The following is a 16,061-nucleotide window of genomic DNA, read 5'->3' as shown; positions in this document are numbered from 1 at the left end:
ACACTGTCGACTTGGCAACGGCTCTCACGTTATTGAGGAAGGTAATACCGGAACGACGTAAACCACATATTGTCGATGGCCTTTGGAGAAAATCCGAGACCATTCAGGCCGATACCTTGCCAGGTGTGCCGCTCACCGTAGGAATATTGAATGCCCTGCTGCAGGGTTCCATGAGGTCCCCTGTAGAAACGGAACCAATAGCCTAATGTCCCCTCCTGGATGTTGCGATTGTCAGCGGAGCAGTTCGTCGCAGTGCCTGGAACGTTTCCTCCTCCATTTGGCGAGCTGACAGGGAGAACCTCCGTGTAGCAACCGCTTACAACATTGTTCGGTGCTCCATAACCAACCAGAACCGGCTGCCCAAAGGTTGGGCCCTGAGTCGTCACGTAAAGACCATTGGGATAGAACGCACGCTTGACATATTCGCCACCGTAATAGCCGTAGAGATCGAGGCGCGGCGTGGCATGCCACTCGAGGCTCCCCATGGCCGAGCCCCCGGCAAGAAGTTCGAGCGACCCATCGGGACGAGCCGTTGCATCCGGCAGTGTTGTAGTGCTGTATCGACCGATCCCATCACCCACGAGAACGTGTGCTCCCACATCAAACTTCTTCGCGAATAGCGGGAGGCGGGCGTTCGCGCCGATGCCTCCGCCAGCCGTCTTCGAAGTAAACGCACCTAGGGCGGACGCGCCGCTGAGCAACTGCGCGTTCGGAAAAACACGATCGCGGAAGAACCGTCCTACGCCAAACACTTCGTAGTGTCCAAAGCCCGGTTCGATTGCGATCTTGGCAATCAGATCCGGTGCATAGTTGAAGCTGTAATTTGCCGCCGAATTATAGAGCCCACCGCCGGCGCCGGCTTGTTGGTACACAATCGTCGGCAGGTTATGGCCGCCGATATTCAGCGTCTGTGGCTCTTCGAGAGCAGCTCCTATCCAAAGTTTCGATCCAATGCTCTTGGCTACACGGAAGCCATACTGCCGCTCCCACGTAAACCCAACGTTGTATTGGGCATCAATTGTAAGAGGAATAGCCTCTGAGTTATTGGCGAGCCCATGCCGGTACTCCGTGGCAAGAGACCACATCTGCCCACCAGTAAGTGTCCATCCGCTATTCAATGCAGCCTGTGCCCACACTTGGCGTTGCCGAAGGCTATAGCTGTTGCTCTGATTGTCATTCGAGGTCGTACCAGCAGAAAGAAAATCCGCTTCGTAATAGCCGCGCAACGTTGACTTCGATAACTTCCCTTCCGCAAGCAGAGAAATTCGCGACTGGCGCCCGCTGGCATTGAACTCGGAGAGCACGCCTGCGGTCTGGCCTGCAAATGGAATGCTGGAGAACGGAGTGTTGACATCTCCACCGACGCCCCGCTGGCGATCGACCGTCTCCGCAGCAAGGAATCCGCCGGGCGTCAGGTCGACCCCCTTGAAGTGAAGCACATCGGGATGTTCGATCGCCTTTTGCTCCGCCTGAACCTTTTCCACGATCGATGCCGAGGTCGTCTTGAGGTCTGCCACTGTAGTCTGCAGACTCGTCACCTGTTCCTGATTCGCTCCCGCAGCCTGGCGCGCGTTCTCCAATTGCTGCTTGGCCTCGGCAGCCTCGGCCTTCGCAGCGGACGCAACCTTGTTGGCCTCTTGCAATTGATCCTTCAGATCCTGTACCTGATGCTGGAGAGCATCGAACTTCTCATTGATCTGATCCAGCATCTGGAACTTTTCGTTCAGCTGTTCCAGCAGGATCTCTTCTTGCGTCTTCGACTTGGCTTCGGTCCGCTTCGACTCTGTCTGATTGGAGGGATTCTGCGCCTGCGCCCCTAACAAACTAAGAGCCATCAACGAAACAACACACATCTTCTTGCCCATGATTGCCTGATCTCCCTTCAATTTCGTCTCTCGGTCGGGTAACTTTGGTTCCGACGTCGGCTTACGCCGTTCGCGGCTTCTGTTCCGCTTCATCATTTGCGAGTATTCGTGGCACACATCACTGAGGGTGGACGACATCACTAGATCGTGATCGTGATGCTGGTGAATTTGGTCGAGTCCGTGACAGACGTTGCTGTGACTGTGACAGTGTTCCCTGCAGGCACACTCGCCGGGGCAGTGTAGGTGACGGCCGCCCCTGTCAAAGTTTTGGTGGCGCTGAGCGAACCGCAATTGCTGGACTGGCACGCGAGTGACCAGTTAATACTGCCGCCGCCCACCGTGTAGTCATTGCTCAATGCGCCGGTCAGTGAAATCATTCCGCCCGTGGGGAGGCTGAACGGTGGCGGCGTCGAAGCCACGATAGCGACAGCGATTGGCAAACCTGCCACATTCACGGTTAGGGTTGAGAATCGCGAATGATCGGTCGAGGCGCTCGCATAGAGCGTGACTGTTCCCCCTTGGGGTGGGGCAGTCGGCGCGGTATAAAACGTGACAATGCCATTTGCGTTTTGCGCATAAGGGGGCACAGGCGCACTCGCGGTATGGATGGGAGTGAAGTAGCCGCATGAGGTGTCCACGGTCTGGCCGGGAGGCAGCGGGGTTCCAGGCGGCAACGCACTTCCACAGATTACCGACCAGTCGGCGCCCAAAAGATCCTTATCGTCGGTGAGTGTGACATCGAGGTAGGTTCCGCCACCTACCGTAAGAGATTTGATCGTGGGTTGTGCGCCACCATTGAGATCCGTCACAGTAATTGCGCCGACATTCGGCTTAACCGAACTGGTGCCACAGCCAGCGAGCGTGAGCATCGCCAACGCTGCAAGGCCGCACGTCACGACCATGTGCATCTGAAATACCCGCACGCAATGTGCTGCCTCACCGCTCTTCCCGGCAACGACGACACGTCTCCCCACGGTTCTCAACTTGCTATTGCGTCTCATTGGCTCCCACGTCGTTTTCATGAATTCATTCCTTAGAAAGTCATCGCCGCGGCGAATCGGTTATGGCTTAGCTCCCAGCTTGCCGTTCTTTACGCCGACAGATAGCGGCGTCACCACCGGAGCGGCGAGCCCTACATACTCTGTAACTGTGTTATTACCCAGCAGAACCCAGACGTTTCCCGAGGGATCGACAGCCACAGAGGATGCGCCATTCGCGAAGTCGGGGTTCAGATAGTTGACGGCGACCAAGTGGGTGGTTGTGTCCAACAAACTCAGGTTCGGAGAGACACTGTTACCACTGTTTCCAGGACCCCCGGCATTTGCAACCCAGAGCCGATCCGAACCATCGAAAGCTAGTCCCTGTGCGCCCCCGATAATCGACTGACTTCCCCCGGCGACCGGATAGTCCGTTGGCTGAGGATTAGGAGCCCCGGTGTAGCCGGCGGGGATTTCGAGCACCGCGATTCCCCCACCGTCTGAGCCCCAAACATCTCCTGAATTGTCAATCGCTAGTTGTGGGACGCCGCCAACACCGCCCTGTACCTCGATCGTCAGGGAACCGTTAGCAGCATTCAGCTTTGTGTAGCTGATTCCAAAGCTTCCGGTTGCTTGGCGGTTATGAAGCCAAACATTGTCTGAGCTGTCTATCGCGATTACCGATGGGTCTGCAATGCCGCTCGTATATCCCGTCGAGGGCGATTGGGGAATGCCGCGATTGTTGAATTTGGACACAGATCCTGGAGTGCCGCCGCTCGTCGCCCAGACATTGCCAGAACCATCAATCGCCATGTCGGCGCCAGTACTAGCCAGACCGCCACCCGCATACGGGCTTCCGAGATAGGCGTCTCCCAGGCTGTCGAGCTTTGTCAGCGTTCCGTTCCCGTTGACCGTCCAGATATACCCGCTCGGATCGACAGCGACTGCCGCAGGCGCATAGACCCCTCCCGCAGTGAAGCCACCAGGATTGGTTCCCGAGGTATTTGGCGAATACGCCGCGCCCAGGTTGCTCCACGCGCTCACGCTATTGATGTTCTTGTTCGCGATCCACACATTACCCGAGGCATCGACAGCAAGTGCCGAGGAACCGGATGCGGAAGCCCCCGATCCTCCAACTCCACCACCCGACGTGTAGTTCAGGGAAAGCGACCATTCGTTTGGAGCACTGCTCAAGATGGGCTGGAATGGAAGAGAGGAAAGTGTCGCCAATCCAAAAACAGGCCCCGGAAGAGCATTCACAATGGAGGGAGATGGCGGTCGCAGCAGATCGATAATGGCCTGCAGCGTGTCCGTGGGAGCAAAATATGGATCGCTCCCATTCAATGGATTGGTGTCGGTAAACAGATTTCCGCACACGCTGCCGTCGCCTGCTGTTCCTCCCGTTGTCACGGCGCATGCATCGAGCGCATCCGCAAGCGTGTTGATCTGAACATAGGGGACGGTCGCATTTCCCGCCACCGAAAAGTACTTGGCTCGCCCTGTCGTTACATCGATGAGGTTAGTCACAGAAGCGAACGCATTGGCCAACCCAACGGTTGCATTCGCGCTGCTCGAGCCGATGGCGAGATAGCTCTTCTTCCCTGTCTGAATGTTGTCGGCTGAGAACGTCTGAAGCGCCGCGGCCGAAGCCACCGTGGTCACTTCGTTGATCACCACTTGGGTCGAACTGATGTTGCTGCATGGTCCCAGAGCAGTCATCAGCGCCAGGTTCGGGTTGGAAACACCAGATCCAACCCCTCCCCCGGTCGCGACGAGATAGAGCTGGCTGTTGGGCTGCGGGCAGGCGTATCCAGCAGGAATTGTGAAGCTACCATCCGTGCCCGATTGAATCGATGTCGCCGCGTTAGGAGATGAAATCGGAATGGATGCCGAAGCATAACCGCTGGTGCCGGCGGCATAAAGATAGACAGCAGCCCCTGCAACCGCCTGCGTGCCCGCTAGAACCAATCCGTGAATTGCCGGACCTGTAGCCGCCGAAGTAATGGCGATCGTTGAAACTGCCGCGGCTGGAGAGGTCGCTCCATTCAGACGGTCGGTTGCCGCCGACGCGGTCATGACGACTCCGCCGTCAGGGATCACGTCTGGAGCCGTGTATTGGATGGGGAGACCGTTCGGCCACCCCTGAACACTCGTAGCTGTCACCGCAGGAACCGCAGGAATGTACGGGCTACCGGGATCGCCCGGGCCAGGCGGAACAGCAGGAATGGCCGCCTGTGCGGGTCGTGTCGTGAAGAAACCACATCCGCTTCCGCAAACGGTCCAGTCCACGCCTGCATTCGTTGAATCGTTTGTCACTGCCGCATTGAGCCCAACTGTCGTGCCTATCTCAAGCTGGGACGGAGCATAGGGAACGAAAGCAATGGAGTGCACCGTCGATTGAAGCACGGTCACCGGCGAGGAAAGGACGAAGAGCGACGTAGGATTGGCCGCAGACGCTGCTCGGATCTCGACTGGCACCCCCGGAAGAACTGGCGGAGCAAAGTAGGTTGCGGGCGCACCATCAGCGGTCTTGTAAGGTTGCACGTATCCGCACGCGCCTGGCGTCGTGTTACTGCATTGCACGGTCCACACCACACCACCTTGAGTCGTATCGTTCGCCACGGTAGCGATCACGGTGCCGCCACCACCCGTAGGAATGCTGCTCGGCGGCTGCTGGGTGAATGTGATCGCTGGCGGCGCAGTGATCGTAATCGACGCCGTGCCGGGGTTCGCACCGAGAGAAGGATTGTGATTGTAGGCGTCAGAGGTCGCGACGATCGTCACCGGATTACTGGGCGGAATGGTGGACGGCGCAGTATAGATCGTGCTGGCAGCACTGGCAGTGTGCTGAGTGCTCAAGGTGCCGCACGCGCCTGCAGCGCTGCTACCGCAGCTCATCGTCCAATCCACGCCCGCGTTCGTCGAATCACCGGTCACTGTCGCTCTGAGAGTCGCGGCAGCTCCCTCCGCAAGAGATGAGGGCGAGGTGGTGATCTTGACCGTGATCACTGGAGACGCTGTTACGGTCGCAACCGAGCTTGCGCTCACCGCTGTGGCGCTCACAGACGTTGCGGTGATCGTGACCGTATTGCCCGCAGGAACGGTAGTGGGAGCAGTGTAGGTCGTAGCCGTGCCGCTACCCGTCTTCGTCAAACTAAAGCTTCCGCAGCCTGGCGGTCCGCAACTCCATGTCACACCGGCGCCCTTCACATCGTTGACAACAAGCGCTGTCAAGCTCACCGTTCCCGAAAGCCCGATATAGAAACTAGCGGGAGACACAGACACAGTAATCGGCAGGATTGCTATGCTCACCAGTGCTGACTTCGTCGGATCCGCTAACGATGTCGCTGTAATTGCGACGGAACCGCCAGCCGGAACCGTGCTGGGAGCGGTGTAGGTCGTCGACACACCGCTCAGTGTCTTCGTCGTGGAGAAAGTTCCGCAGGAACCGGCTCCGCAGGTCGCGCTCCAAGTCACTCCCTGCGTGGTGATGTCATTGGTGACGACGGCGCTCAAACTTGCCGTCGCGCCCACCGCCAGGGAAACAGGACTGGTGCCCATAACCACCGCAACAGGAGGATTCGCAATCGCAATCGTCGCGCTGGATGCTTGCGATGGATCGCTGGTCACCCGAGCCGTGATTGTGATGGTATTGTCCGCGGGAATCGCGCCCGGCGCCGTATACGTTGCTGGTACTCCATTTGCGGTGTGCGCCGGCAACAGGCTTCCGCACCCTGTTGTCACATATCCAATTTGGGCGTTGCCGCCACAGGTCAGGGTCCAGTCCACCCCAAGATGCGCGCTGTCATTCAACGGAACCATGCTGACAGTCGCAGTGCCCAATAGGGGTAACTGTCCGGGCGTGGCTCCGTTTGGATACGTTACGGTGATGGGGCCAGCCTTTGTAATAAGGCCACTGCTGCAACCCGACAGAGCGGCCAGGCACCATAAGGACAAAGAAGCCACGATCATCTGCAGCCACGCCAAATTGCGGCACATGGCCACTACTACGCTATGTGGAACATCTACCGGGGCCACTGTGGCTGCGCGGGCAGACAAGGGTCGATTCGAGCAAACCAGCATGGTCCTTTTCCTTCTACTTCCCTTGGCCTACGTTCGTTGAACTCTGCGGGACGACCTGTGTCTGATGTGCCCGCCTATACAGCGACCTGATGACTCCATGCAGTTCTCCCACGGTCACATCTGCAGGGCGTCCGTTGCTTCCACTGCCCAGCACTAATTCCTTCGCGAGCGCCAGATTCTGCTCGGCCAAGGCGGACAACGGTAACTCGGCCTCACCGGAAGGCAGAACTGGCTCTGCAACTCCATCCGGGATATGAACCCCAGAAAGCAATTCCTCTTCCGTCTGCAGAGACGACAACAGCCTGTATTTGTGCGTGAACAAGAGATCAGCGAGCGTGGCGGAGGCGATCAGCGATGGACCATCGCGCTTGCCGAAGCGTTCCTGAAGGTCGATGATGGACTTGCTCTCGAGGCTGACGACGAAGGCACAGTTGACTAACTGCTCCGACAGCTCTCCAAGGGGAGCGATGCTGCGGCCATGCGAAAGATAATAGGTTTCAAGAGGCGTCGTCTGGGTCTGGATTTCGACCACCTTCGGACCCGACGTCTCCCCGGGTTGCGAGGTGCTCTTCTTCATCTCCTCGATGCTTGAGATCGAAGTTCCAACATAAGGAAGGATCCGCAACTGCTTTTCGAGCTCTCGTTTTTGTTCCTCGCTGTCCGTGATCCCCAGAACCTCTACACGATCGCCGCGGCGAACGATCTCAATCTGTTCCCCCGCGTCCGCATGCAGACGGTTCAGCGTTAGCCTCGCACTGAGCTCCGCTTCGTCCAGTTGCCCCTCCGCAGGAACCGGGGGTCTGAGCTGAACAAGTGTTGCTTCCTGCCGCGTCGGCTCGAGCGAAATCACGTTCTTCTCAGGCAGAAACAGACTGCTGTCTACCGACGTCCACGGCAAGACCGCATAGTCTAACTCCGCTACCTCGACTGTTTCCCGGTCGCGAAAGAATACGGTACGTCGTACCGGATGAAAATCGGTATCCCGCACGGCTAATGACTGACTCGCCACCATCCCGTTGGGGGTAGAGGTAGTGAGTACGAGCAGGTTTCCTGCTCGCTGAATCTGGTCCTCGCGCACTCGCTGCTGGTCATGCCAATCCTGGTAACTCGCTGCAGAGAGGGGTGCATCCCAGTTGACATTCACCATAGCAAGCCGCTGTCGCAGTTGATCCTCTGCGAGAATCACGGGGCGCTGCTTCGCTCTCCGCTCCCCCCGCGCGTCCCGATAGATCGTGCGTTTCAACGTTTGGTTTGAGGTCGTAATGCTCACGGTTTGGCGAATGACGCCTGTCTCTGCTTTACGTGTGCCATCGTTATCCCATCTTTCTGCGCGCACCAACAACTGGTTGGAAGTCATGCTGGGCTTGGGATGCTGCAGCCACATAAAGACGCAGGTCACCGATGCGACCGCGAGGACGAACCCAGTAGCCAGTAGCGGATCCATCGGGGACAATTCCCATCTAGTGACGTTTTTGTTTTGCTGGGGCCGAATCGCTTCTATGTCGGGGCGGCCCGGAGCCAACTGATCCAATTTGGCCGCCAGCCGGGCACGCTGCTCTCTCTCTTGCTGCATGTCGACCACGGCATAGTGGGCGCAGCGATCAGCCACCTGAGAGAACGCGTTTTCGAAATGGCTATATCTGGCGACGCATCGGTGGCATTCCGCCAGATGGCGTTCTGCCTGGGCCTGCTTTCGATGCGGCAGCCCCCCCATGACCAGGAGAGTGAGGTCGTCGTCGGACAGATGGCCGACAAAGAAATTGAGCAATGCTGAAATCAAGGAACCTACAAACCTCCGGCTAGACGTTGCAAGCCACGCTTCACGAGATGGATGGCACGCTGTTCACTTACCTTGAGCACTTCGCCGATCTCCCGATAACGCAGACCCTCGGCCCGCAATAAAATGCTGTTGTATTGCTGTGCAGTCAGCTGCGACATGGCTGCCTCCAGTCGTCTCGACTGTTCCTTCTGCAAATAAGCGCTTTCCGGATTCGCGTCGGGGTCGGAGGGCTCTTTCTCTGCATGATGTTCCGATTCAGGTTCCTCGAGTTTTCGACGACTCGCTCGATGGACGTCCATTGCGAGATTGTGCGCAACCTGGAAGATCCACGCGCGCAGATTGTCCTCTGGTCCGCCTCGCTTGAGGTGCTGAGCCAAACGGAGAAAAGACTCTTGGATAACATCCTCCGCTTCATCCTTTGAGATCCCATTGCCTCGTAAATATCGATACAACTGCGGATTGAGATCGTCGTAGTGTTTCAGGGTCTGCCGTTGCCATTCCGATTCCTCCTGCCTCTCCTTACCCGTCAATAAAGGCGACTCTGAAACCCCATCGCGCGCTGGGCTGTCCTGACCGCGACCGTCACGCCCCCCCCATTCCAGTGTCTTGAGCCCTATCACAGGCACCACCTCGTTCTCCTCCATCCGCCGACGGACCACCCAATTGCTCTTCAAGGCGATGTCACCACTCATCCTCGTTCTTTGTTTTTGAATCTTTGAGGGAGCGTGATCAATATTCCGTACGGCCGGGAGTCTCTCAGAGTGGCTCGATCATTACGACTCAACGACGAATGCCAGATGATTTCGCAGTAAATCTGACGGTGGTTCAGAACTGGCATGACCTATCTCATCGGTGCCGCCCACAGGGGCCACCGCAGTTACAGACGCAACGAGACCATAGCCTCGCTAAGACATTGCAAGACTTACACGGATAACTTGATCTGACGCCCGATCCTTATTCCGAGGAAATCTCGCCGCGCATCCTGCAAAATTCCCACCGAACGACTGACGTCTCGCCGCTGTCCTGTCGTGAAGTTGGCCCCGGACGCCCTCTCACGCACTGTGACGTGGCATAAGGTTCAACACCTCCTGCGTATCAAACGCTGGAGGTGCTGATTTCCCAACTAGCGGGAGAAAATAATTTTCTTGGGATTGGTATATCGGGCAGGAAAGGATTATCTAGCGACAGACTCGCGACAGGCCTGCATGGGGGGTCACTTGATGTATACGCTCGCAGCTCCGTTGCATTATGAATGCGGAGTAAATTACAAAGATCGGCCGTTGGCTCACTCGGAAGCTGCGCTTGTGTCCCAGCCGTTTCTCTCATCGCGTCCGGGCCTGTGGAAGCATTCACGCACGCTGGACTGCATGAGAGGCTTCCGGCCACGGCAGAAACACCGCGACCATGGACGGCTTGCTGAGCCGTTCGAGCCAACTCGATCCTTCAGCAGCTCTATGAGGCAGAACTACATTCGCAACTGGGCAGGCCCCGTAACGAGGATGTGAGAAATCAAATTGTGGATGGAAATGCTCTCGGAATGGCCGGCCGAATCACACTTACGAAAGATCTCCGTCGGCATCTCGCGAAGTTCGGCCGGTGCAGAAATTCATCACATTTGTGGAAACTGGATGGTGGCCGAGGTCGGACTCGAACCGACATGAGGTTGCCCTCGGCAGATTTTGAGTCTGCTGTGGCTGCCAATTTCACCACTCGGCCATACACGAAATTGTACCTCAGCGGAACGGACAGTACGGCCGAGTTCGCCGGAGCCGGGGTGCAGGTCCGCTCCGGGGCAAGTCGCGCCCTACGCGGCAAATATCCCATCGCTGGTCGATAGTCTCCACTCCATGGCTTCGGGCGAGCCCGCTTGGGCATGGCGCCCGTCGTTCTGCCGCTCTGCCTGCGTCGCACTATGAGATCCTGAGGTGGCGAACCGGCAGGAGGCGTCAATGCTCTCGTGGAATGACGTCAGATTCTACGGTCTTCTCTATGTGAATGATGCGAGAGAGACTCATGCGAATCTTCGAGCATCGCAGCAGAAAGCCCTCGAAACCTATCTCCGCTGTGCGATGCTCTGCGATCGATCCATGCGCCATCATGGATACAAATTCTCGCTGATCACAAATCGGGCGAGCCAGTTGCAGAAGATGGCCTATCGCGTTGGTGGCTCCAGCATCACGATTCTGGAGCGTCCCTTCACTCTAGGTGTTCCGGCAGATGCTCCGTTTTATTCCGCTCACTTCAAGCTCGATCTCATGGCCACCTTTGGTAGCGGAGGCCTGGGCGAAGCGATCGCTCTGGTCGATATCGACACGGTGCTTCTCCAACCCTTTCAGTGCGCACCTCCGAACGATGGACTCATCGGCTACGACATCTCTGACCAGGTGTTTCCGGCATATGGATCTGAGGTTATTCGCAACGACATGGAGCTCGTCGCCGGCAGGCCGCTCTCCGCTCCGCGCTGGTGGGGTGGCGAGTTCATCGCCGGCCCTGCAGTCTCCTTCCAGAAACTGAGCGACACAATCGGAGGCCTCTGGCCAACGTATCTTGAGCATAGAAGCCACCTTCACCACGCCGGCGACGAGATGCTCACTTCGACCGCACTGGAAGTCCTGAAATCCACCGGCTTGCAAGCGACCGACGCCACCAACACAAACGTCTGTCGCTGGTGGAGTTCCAGAACCCGGCACCGGCAGATTCCCTTGCCCGTGGCTATGGAAACCTGCTTGCTACATCTCCCCGCAGACAAGGCCTTTCTGCAGTCGCAGGCGGAACGGGAGTTCAATCCCGCCAGCTTTCTGCAGACGTACTTCGGCTATGCGAAGAAAAAGAACTTCACTCGGGGCATGTTCGCGCTGGCCGCCAAGGCCATTGGACGAGATGACGGTCGGTTGCTCCCACGCTTGCGCTAGAGACGCACGAACCCGCTGGAACCGTCATGCGGCTGCAGAACTGGAGCGCTTTCCGGCGGAGTACGCGATGCGCGCGACGACGCCGGAGACAACATAGACCATCGACATCCCAAACAGCACCCAGCGGTGCCACTCAAACAGGATGGCGCCGAGACACACGAAGAAGACCAGGGTACGGCCGGGCTGGCGCGTGCTCAGGTCAAGCTCCTTACCGCTCCAGAAGCGCCAGCTGCTGACCATAAGGAAGCCTGCTGTTGCCACCAGCGAAAGCCACAACAGGCACGCCCATAGATCGTGCACGGGAGAACCCTCGAAGAGATGAATCACGGAGGCCAGCGCGCCCGCGCCCGCCGGAATGGGCATGCCGACGAAGTACTTGCGATCCGGCCGCCCCGGATTCCGCGGTACGGGGTTCACGCTGATGTTGAACCGCGCCAGGCGGCAGGCGCCGCAGATCAGGAATACGAAGCAGATCACGGCGCCGAAGTGCGTCACGCGCTCCTGGATAAGCGGATAGCCCGAAGGCACAAGCATCCGCACACCCCACAGGTACGCCAGCAGCGCCGGCGCCACGCCAAAACTCACCACATCGGCAAGCGAGTCCAGTTCCTTCCCGAAGGCGCTCGCCGTGTTCGTCATGCGCGCAATGCGCCCATCGAGACCATCGCTAAGGACAGCCAGCACAATCGCGACCGCAGCGCGGTCGAACGATTCGTTATCCCCGAGCGCAGCGCCGCGGATTGCCTCGAGCATCGCGTAGAAGCCCATTGCCATATTGCCGGCGGTGAAGAGCGACGGCAGGACGTACATGCCGCGGCGGGCGGGCAGACGCTCGATAGGACTTTCCATTATGCGTTTCCACCACTCGCAGCGGACGCTTCGTCACGACGCAGAACCGCAAGGACTGAGCTTCCACCCTTGACGCGATCGCCCGCCTGCACGCGAAGATCCGCATCCGCAGGCATCAGCACATCTACGCGCGAGCCAAACTTGATGAGTCCCATCCGCTGGCCCCGTTCCACACGCTGGCCGGGCTGCAGGTTGCACACGATCCGCCGCGCCAGAAGTCCGGCGATCTGCTTGAAGGCCACGGTGTAGCCACCCGCATCGATGGTGACCATCGTCTGCTCATTCAGCACGGCAGACTCCGGCTTCATGGCGTTGAGGTACAGGCCGTCGCGATGCTCCACCGAGGTCACAGTGCCCCCCACCGGGACGCGATTCACGTGCACGTCGAAGACGCTGAGGAAGATGGTGATGCGAACCCGGTTGCCCTCGGTGGTCTCGATCCACTCCGCTTCCTCGACCTTACCGTCCCCCGGAGACACGATAAGGCCTGGGTCCGTGGGGACCGCGCGCGAAGGGTCGCGGAAGAACCAGAGAAAGAACAGCGCCAGCAGCACAGGAATCGCGGTCAGCCACACGAACTGCGTTGAAAACCAGACAATGACCGCAACCACCAGCAGTGCTGCGCCGTACAGGATCCCGTCTCGAACCATAGGCGGGATTATACCGTTTGCCGTGTGTGATTTGGCTCTGATCGACAGCGGGCCACGGTCCAGCTCAGAGCTCCTGTGACATCAGAACTGCATCCTCGGCTGGCTCGCGGTAATACCCCAACCGGCGTCCCTGCTCGCGAAAGCCCAGGGCAAGGTACAGCGCAATCGCAGCAGCATTTGACGCCCGCACCTCAAGCTCCATCGCTTGAGCGCCCTGTGATCGCGCCCACCCAATTCCTGCCAGGCAAAGCTCCCTCGCGACACCCTTCCGCCGATGATGCGGTGACACCCCAAGGCTTTCGATCTCGGCCAATCCCGCGATGAGTTGCAAAACAAGAAAGCCTGCAAGGCTGCCATCGATCTCCGCAACGAGAACCGTCCGCCGCAATCCACCACTCGCGACCGCGACCTCCTCCAATGCCTCGCGCCAGGAGACCTCGCTCCAGTGCGGTGCGTTCTCGATAGAGCGCTCCAGCTTCATCAATGCGACAAGATCGCCAGTGCCTGCCGCGCGGATCAGCATGCCTGAGACATCTAAGACACTCATGGCTTCGCGCAAGCCGGTCCGCTTCCCTGCTTCGCATACAGCTCACTCTCGCGCCGCACATAATTGGCATCGGCCTCAGCAAGGTCCACGCCTCCATCCTGCAACGCGACAAACAACAGAGGCACAGCGTCGACCACGCTCAGACGATGCAGCACCGGCTGAAGCTCCCGCAACAACTCGAGCACAAGCTCCTCAGCGACCACCACCAGAGAACCCGCCGCCGCTTCCAGCATGACCTCGACCGTGCTCATCCTCTCGCTGCCGGCTCCATCGCGCAGCTCAAGCGAATACAAATCGCGTCGCCCCGCCCCAAGCACCGCATAGCCCTCACTCACGGACGTGGCCTTCGCCAGCACCTCGAGTCGCGAGACCATCGCCAGCGGTAAGCCCGCAGCCTCGCACAGACCCTTGGCCGCAGCCAGCCCCGTGCGCACGCCCGTAAACGATCCCGGCCCCGCGACCACACCAACCCCATCTAGCTGCCCAAGGGACCAACCCGCCGCCGCCAGCAGCAAACGCACCTCCCCGATGATCTCGGCCGAAGCAGACCGCGACGGAAGAGCCTTCACCGCCAGGACATGCGCCCCCTCGCTAAGCGCCAGCCCCGCACCCTCACCGCAGGTGTCGATCGACAGCATGCGCAGCCCATTGTGTCTCTCTTCCATATCCTCCAGCATAGCTCTGCTGGACGCCGATATAGGGGCCAGACAAGACGCTGCAGCTCGAAGCCCCGTTTCGCTGCAACCACCTTATAGCCACGGGACTTCCACCTTCGCGCCATCGGAGCCCCTGACGTCCAGTGATATGCTTCGCTTCGTACGCGAGGAACCTCCACTGACGACGACGGCGCATGCTGCCCCAACGAAGCGACGCCCCATCACCGTCTTCGGCGCCGTTATCCTCGCCTTCGGTGCAGTCGCGTTGTTCGCTCGCCTGCGCTCCCCGCTGCCTCTCGCCGCATACGATGACGACGCTTTCTATTACTTCCAGATAGCCCGCAATATCGCCACCGGCCACGGTTCCACCTTCGACGGCATCCACCTGACCAACGGCTACCACCCGCTCTGGATGCTGCTATGCGTCGTCGCCGCGTGGATCGCGAAGGGCAAAGCCTTCTTCGTTCTGCTGCAGTGCATTGCCTTCCTCAGCCTCGCCACAAGTTACTTTGCCGCGCGTTCCCTGTTTCGACTCGTCCGTGCGGAGGGTGCGCTGGCAGACGTTGCCGCCGCTGCGGTCGCGCTGTCGTGCCTGGTTCTCATCCACGGCGGCATGGAGATCACGCTGACTCTTCCGCTGGCGCTGGTCCTTTGCCTCTTCCGCATGCGGCCTGCCTTCGATTGGAATCCCCAGAACGCTGCAGGCTATGGTGGCATTGCCGCGCTTGTCGTACTCAGCCGTCTGGATTCCTTCCTCTGGGTCGCTCTGCTTCTCTGCGCGGAAATCCTTCTGGCCCGGCGCAACTCCTCCCGATTACGTTCTGTGCTGCTCGGCGCTCTCATCGGCGCGCTTCCACTCGCGCTCTATGCCCTAGGCAACCATCACTGGTTCCATGTGTGGATGCCCGTGTCCGCCACAGCCAAGCAGCTGCGCCCGCACCACGGATTCACGCTGACAGGTCTGCGCGGATCGCTCTATCTCCTGCAGGAAGCGTACGGGCTCCTGCTGGTCTATCCCGCCCTGCTGCTCATGCTGTGTGCCGTCATCGCAATGGTCATCCCCCGACAGGCTTCGATCCGCCCAGACCTGCGAGCGCTCGCTATCACTCTGCTGCTCTTCCCTGTCGTGCAGCTTGCCACGCTTTGCTTCCTCAGCGACTGGCAGATCTGGTCCTGGTATCTCTATTCCTTTGCGCTCGCAACTGTCGGCGCGTTGCTCTATCTGCTGGCTGCGTTCCCGGAAAAAGGTCTATTCGCCAACAAAGAGTTCTCCCTCTTAGCGGGCGTCGTTGTTCTTCTGTTGGGAATCCTCTACTCCACCGCTGAGGCCACCCAACATCAGGTTCCTCACTGGACGATCTTCGCCAATGACTTGGCAGACTTTGCCCGCACTCATCCCGGCGTCTACGCCATGGGCGACTGCGCAGGCACCACCGGTTACCTCCTGCAACAGCCCCTCATCCAGACCGAAGGCCTTGTCATGGATGACAGCTTCCTCGATAACATCCGTCGACAAGACGACCTTCGTCCGGTGCTCCAACGCTACGACGTGCATTACTACGTCACCTTCCAGGCCATCGCTGAAAATGGCTGCTATCGCGTACAGGAGCCCTTCATGGCAGGCCCTGAATCGCCCCGCATGCGCACCACGCTCTGCCAGGAGCCAGTGGCAAGTTACCCCGTCGGCCCAGCAGTGTTGCGGATCTTTGACCTCCAACCGACGGCTCAGTAGGCGCGGAGGC

At 59.0% G+C, this 16,061-nt stretch carries 11 protein-coding genes and 1 tRNA gene; 2 read left to right on the top strand and 10 right to left on the bottom strand.

What is annotated here, in order from left to right:
* Nucleotides 1-29: 29 nt before the first annotated feature.
* From AC5E6W_RS21395 to AC5E6W_RS21370, 6 genes are all read right to left on the bottom strand, one after another.
* Nucleotides 30-1,865, bottom strand: a complete 1,836-nt coding sequence (locus AC5E6W_RS21395) for a hypothetical protein (RefSeq protein WP_491754374.1) — start codon at nt 1,863-1,865, stop codon at nt 30-32.
* 140 nt (nt 1,866-2,005) lie between these two features.
* Nucleotides 2,006-2,788 (bottom strand): hypothetical protein, encoded by a 783-nt coding sequence (locus AC5E6W_RS21390; RefSeq protein WP_491754373.1) that lies wholly within the window; start codon nt 2,786-2,788, stop codon nt 2,006-2,008.
* A gap of 138 nt (nt 2,789-2,926) precedes the next feature.
* Nucleotides 2,927-6,664, bottom strand: a complete 3,738-nt coding sequence (locus tag AC5E6W_RS21385; protein WP_491754372.1) for a hypothetical protein — start codon at nt 6,662-6,664, stop codon at nt 2,927-2,929.
* A gap of 274 nt (nt 6,665-6,938) precedes the next feature.
* On the bottom strand, nt 6,939-8,705 hold the full coding sequence (locus tag AC5E6W_RS21380) for a hypothetical protein (protein WP_491754371.1): 1,767 nt from the start codon (nt 8,703-8,705) through the stop codon (nt 6,939-6,941).
* 5 nt (nt 8,706-8,710) lie between these two features.
* On the bottom strand, nt 8,711-9,397 hold the full coding sequence (locus AC5E6W_RS21375; protein WP_491754370.1) for an RNA polymerase sigma factor: 687 nt from the start codon (nt 9,395-9,397) through the stop codon (nt 8,711-8,713).
* Nucleotides 9,398-10,334: 937 nt separating this feature from the next.
* Nucleotides 10,335-10,421 (bottom strand) — tRNA-Leu (locus tag AC5E6W_RS21370).
* 371 nt (nt 10,422-10,792) lie between these two features.
* On the opposite strand from AC5E6W_RS21370, the gene AC5E6W_RS21365 reads away from it, so the two are divergent.
* A complete protein-coding gene (locus AC5E6W_RS21365) occupies nt 10,793-11,617 on the top strand; it encodes a hypothetical protein (RefSeq protein ID WP_491754369.1) in 825 nt (274 codons plus the stop codon).
* A 24-nt stretch (nt 11,618-11,641) separates the two neighbouring features.
* Here AC5E6W_RS21365 and pssA read toward each other — a convergent pair whose 3' ends face one another.
* The 4 genes from pssA to tsaB form a co-directional block, all read right to left on the bottom strand.
* Entirely contained in the window at nt 11,642-12,466 is an 825-nt protein-coding gene (gene pssA, locus AC5E6W_RS21360) for a CDP-diacylglycerol--serine O-phosphatidyltransferase (RefSeq protein WP_491754368.1), read from the bottom strand.
* On the bottom strand, nt 12,466-13,116 hold the full coding sequence (locus tag AC5E6W_RS21355; RefSeq protein ID WP_491754367.1) for a phosphatidylserine decarboxylase family protein: 651 nt from the start codon (nt 13,114-13,116) through the stop codon (nt 12,466-12,468). The genes pssA and AC5E6W_RS21355 overlap by 1 nt, the downstream gene beginning before the upstream one ends.
* Before the next feature lie 64 nt (nt 13,117-13,180).
* Nucleotides 13,181-13,663 (bottom strand): GNAT family N-acetyltransferase, encoded by a 483-nt coding sequence (locus AC5E6W_RS21350; protein WP_491754366.1) that lies wholly within the window; start codon nt 13,661-13,663, stop codon nt 13,181-13,183.
* On the bottom strand, nt 13,660-14,328 hold the full coding sequence (gene tsaB, locus AC5E6W_RS21345) for a tRNA (adenosine(37)-N6)-threonylcarbamoyltransferase complex dimerization subunit type 1 TsaB (protein WP_491754365.1): 669 nt from the start codon (nt 14,326-14,328) through the stop codon (nt 13,660-13,662). Before tsaB ends, AC5E6W_RS21350 begins: the two co-directional genes overlap by 4 nt.
* Before the next feature lie 139 nt (nt 14,329-14,467).
* On the opposite strand from tsaB, the gene AC5E6W_RS21340 reads away from it, so the two are divergent.
* Nucleotides 14,468-16,051, top strand: coding sequence for a hypothetical protein (locus tag AC5E6W_RS21340; RefSeq protein WP_491754364.1), 1,584 nt, complete (start codon nt 14,468-14,470; stop codon nt 16,049-16,051).
* Nucleotides 16,052-16,061 lie beyond the last annotated feature (10 nt).

It is taken from the genome of Bryocella sp., assembly GCF_058498515.1.
Note: the sequence above shows the minus strand (reverse complement) of the source record. Positions and strands in the feature narration are given on the sequence as shown.

Bases quoted from the DNA above. Each gene is read 5' to 3' on its own strand.
- AC5E6W_RS21395 (WP_491754374.1), bottom strand. From the start codon at position 1,865: ATGGGCAAGAAGATGTGTGTTGTTTCGTTGATGGCTCTTAGTTTGTTA.
- AC5E6W_RS21385 (WP_491754372.1), bottom strand. From the start codon at position 6,664: ATGGTTCCGTTGAATGACAGCGCGCATCTTGGGGTGGACTGGACCCTG.
- AC5E6W_RS21375 (WP_491754370.1), bottom strand. From the start codon at position 9,397: ATGAGTGGTGACATCGCCTTGAAGAGCAATTGGGTGGTCCGTCGGCGG.
- AC5E6W_RS21365 (WP_491754369.1), top strand. From the start codon at position 10,793: ATGCGCCATCATGGATACAAATTCTCGCTGATCACAAATCGGGCGAGC.
- pssA (WP_491754368.1), bottom strand. From the start codon at position 12,466: ATGGAAAGTCCTATCGAGCGTCTGCCCGCCCGCCGCGGCATGTACGTC.
- AC5E6W_RS21355 (WP_491754367.1), bottom strand. From the start codon at position 13,116: ATGGTTCGAGACGGGATCCTGTACGGCGCAGCACTGCTGGTGGTTGCG.
- AC5E6W_RS21350 (WP_491754366.1), bottom strand. From the start codon at position 13,663: ATGAGTGTCTTAGATGTCTCAGGCATGCTGATCCGCGCGGCAGGCACT.
- tsaB (WP_491754365.1), bottom strand. From the start codon at position 14,328: ATGGAAGAGAGACACAATGGGCTGCGCATGCTGTCGATCGACACCTGC.
- AC5E6W_RS21340 (WP_491754364.1), top strand. From the start codon at position 14,468: ATGCTTCGCTTCGTACGCGAGGAACCTCCACTGACGACGACGGCGCAT.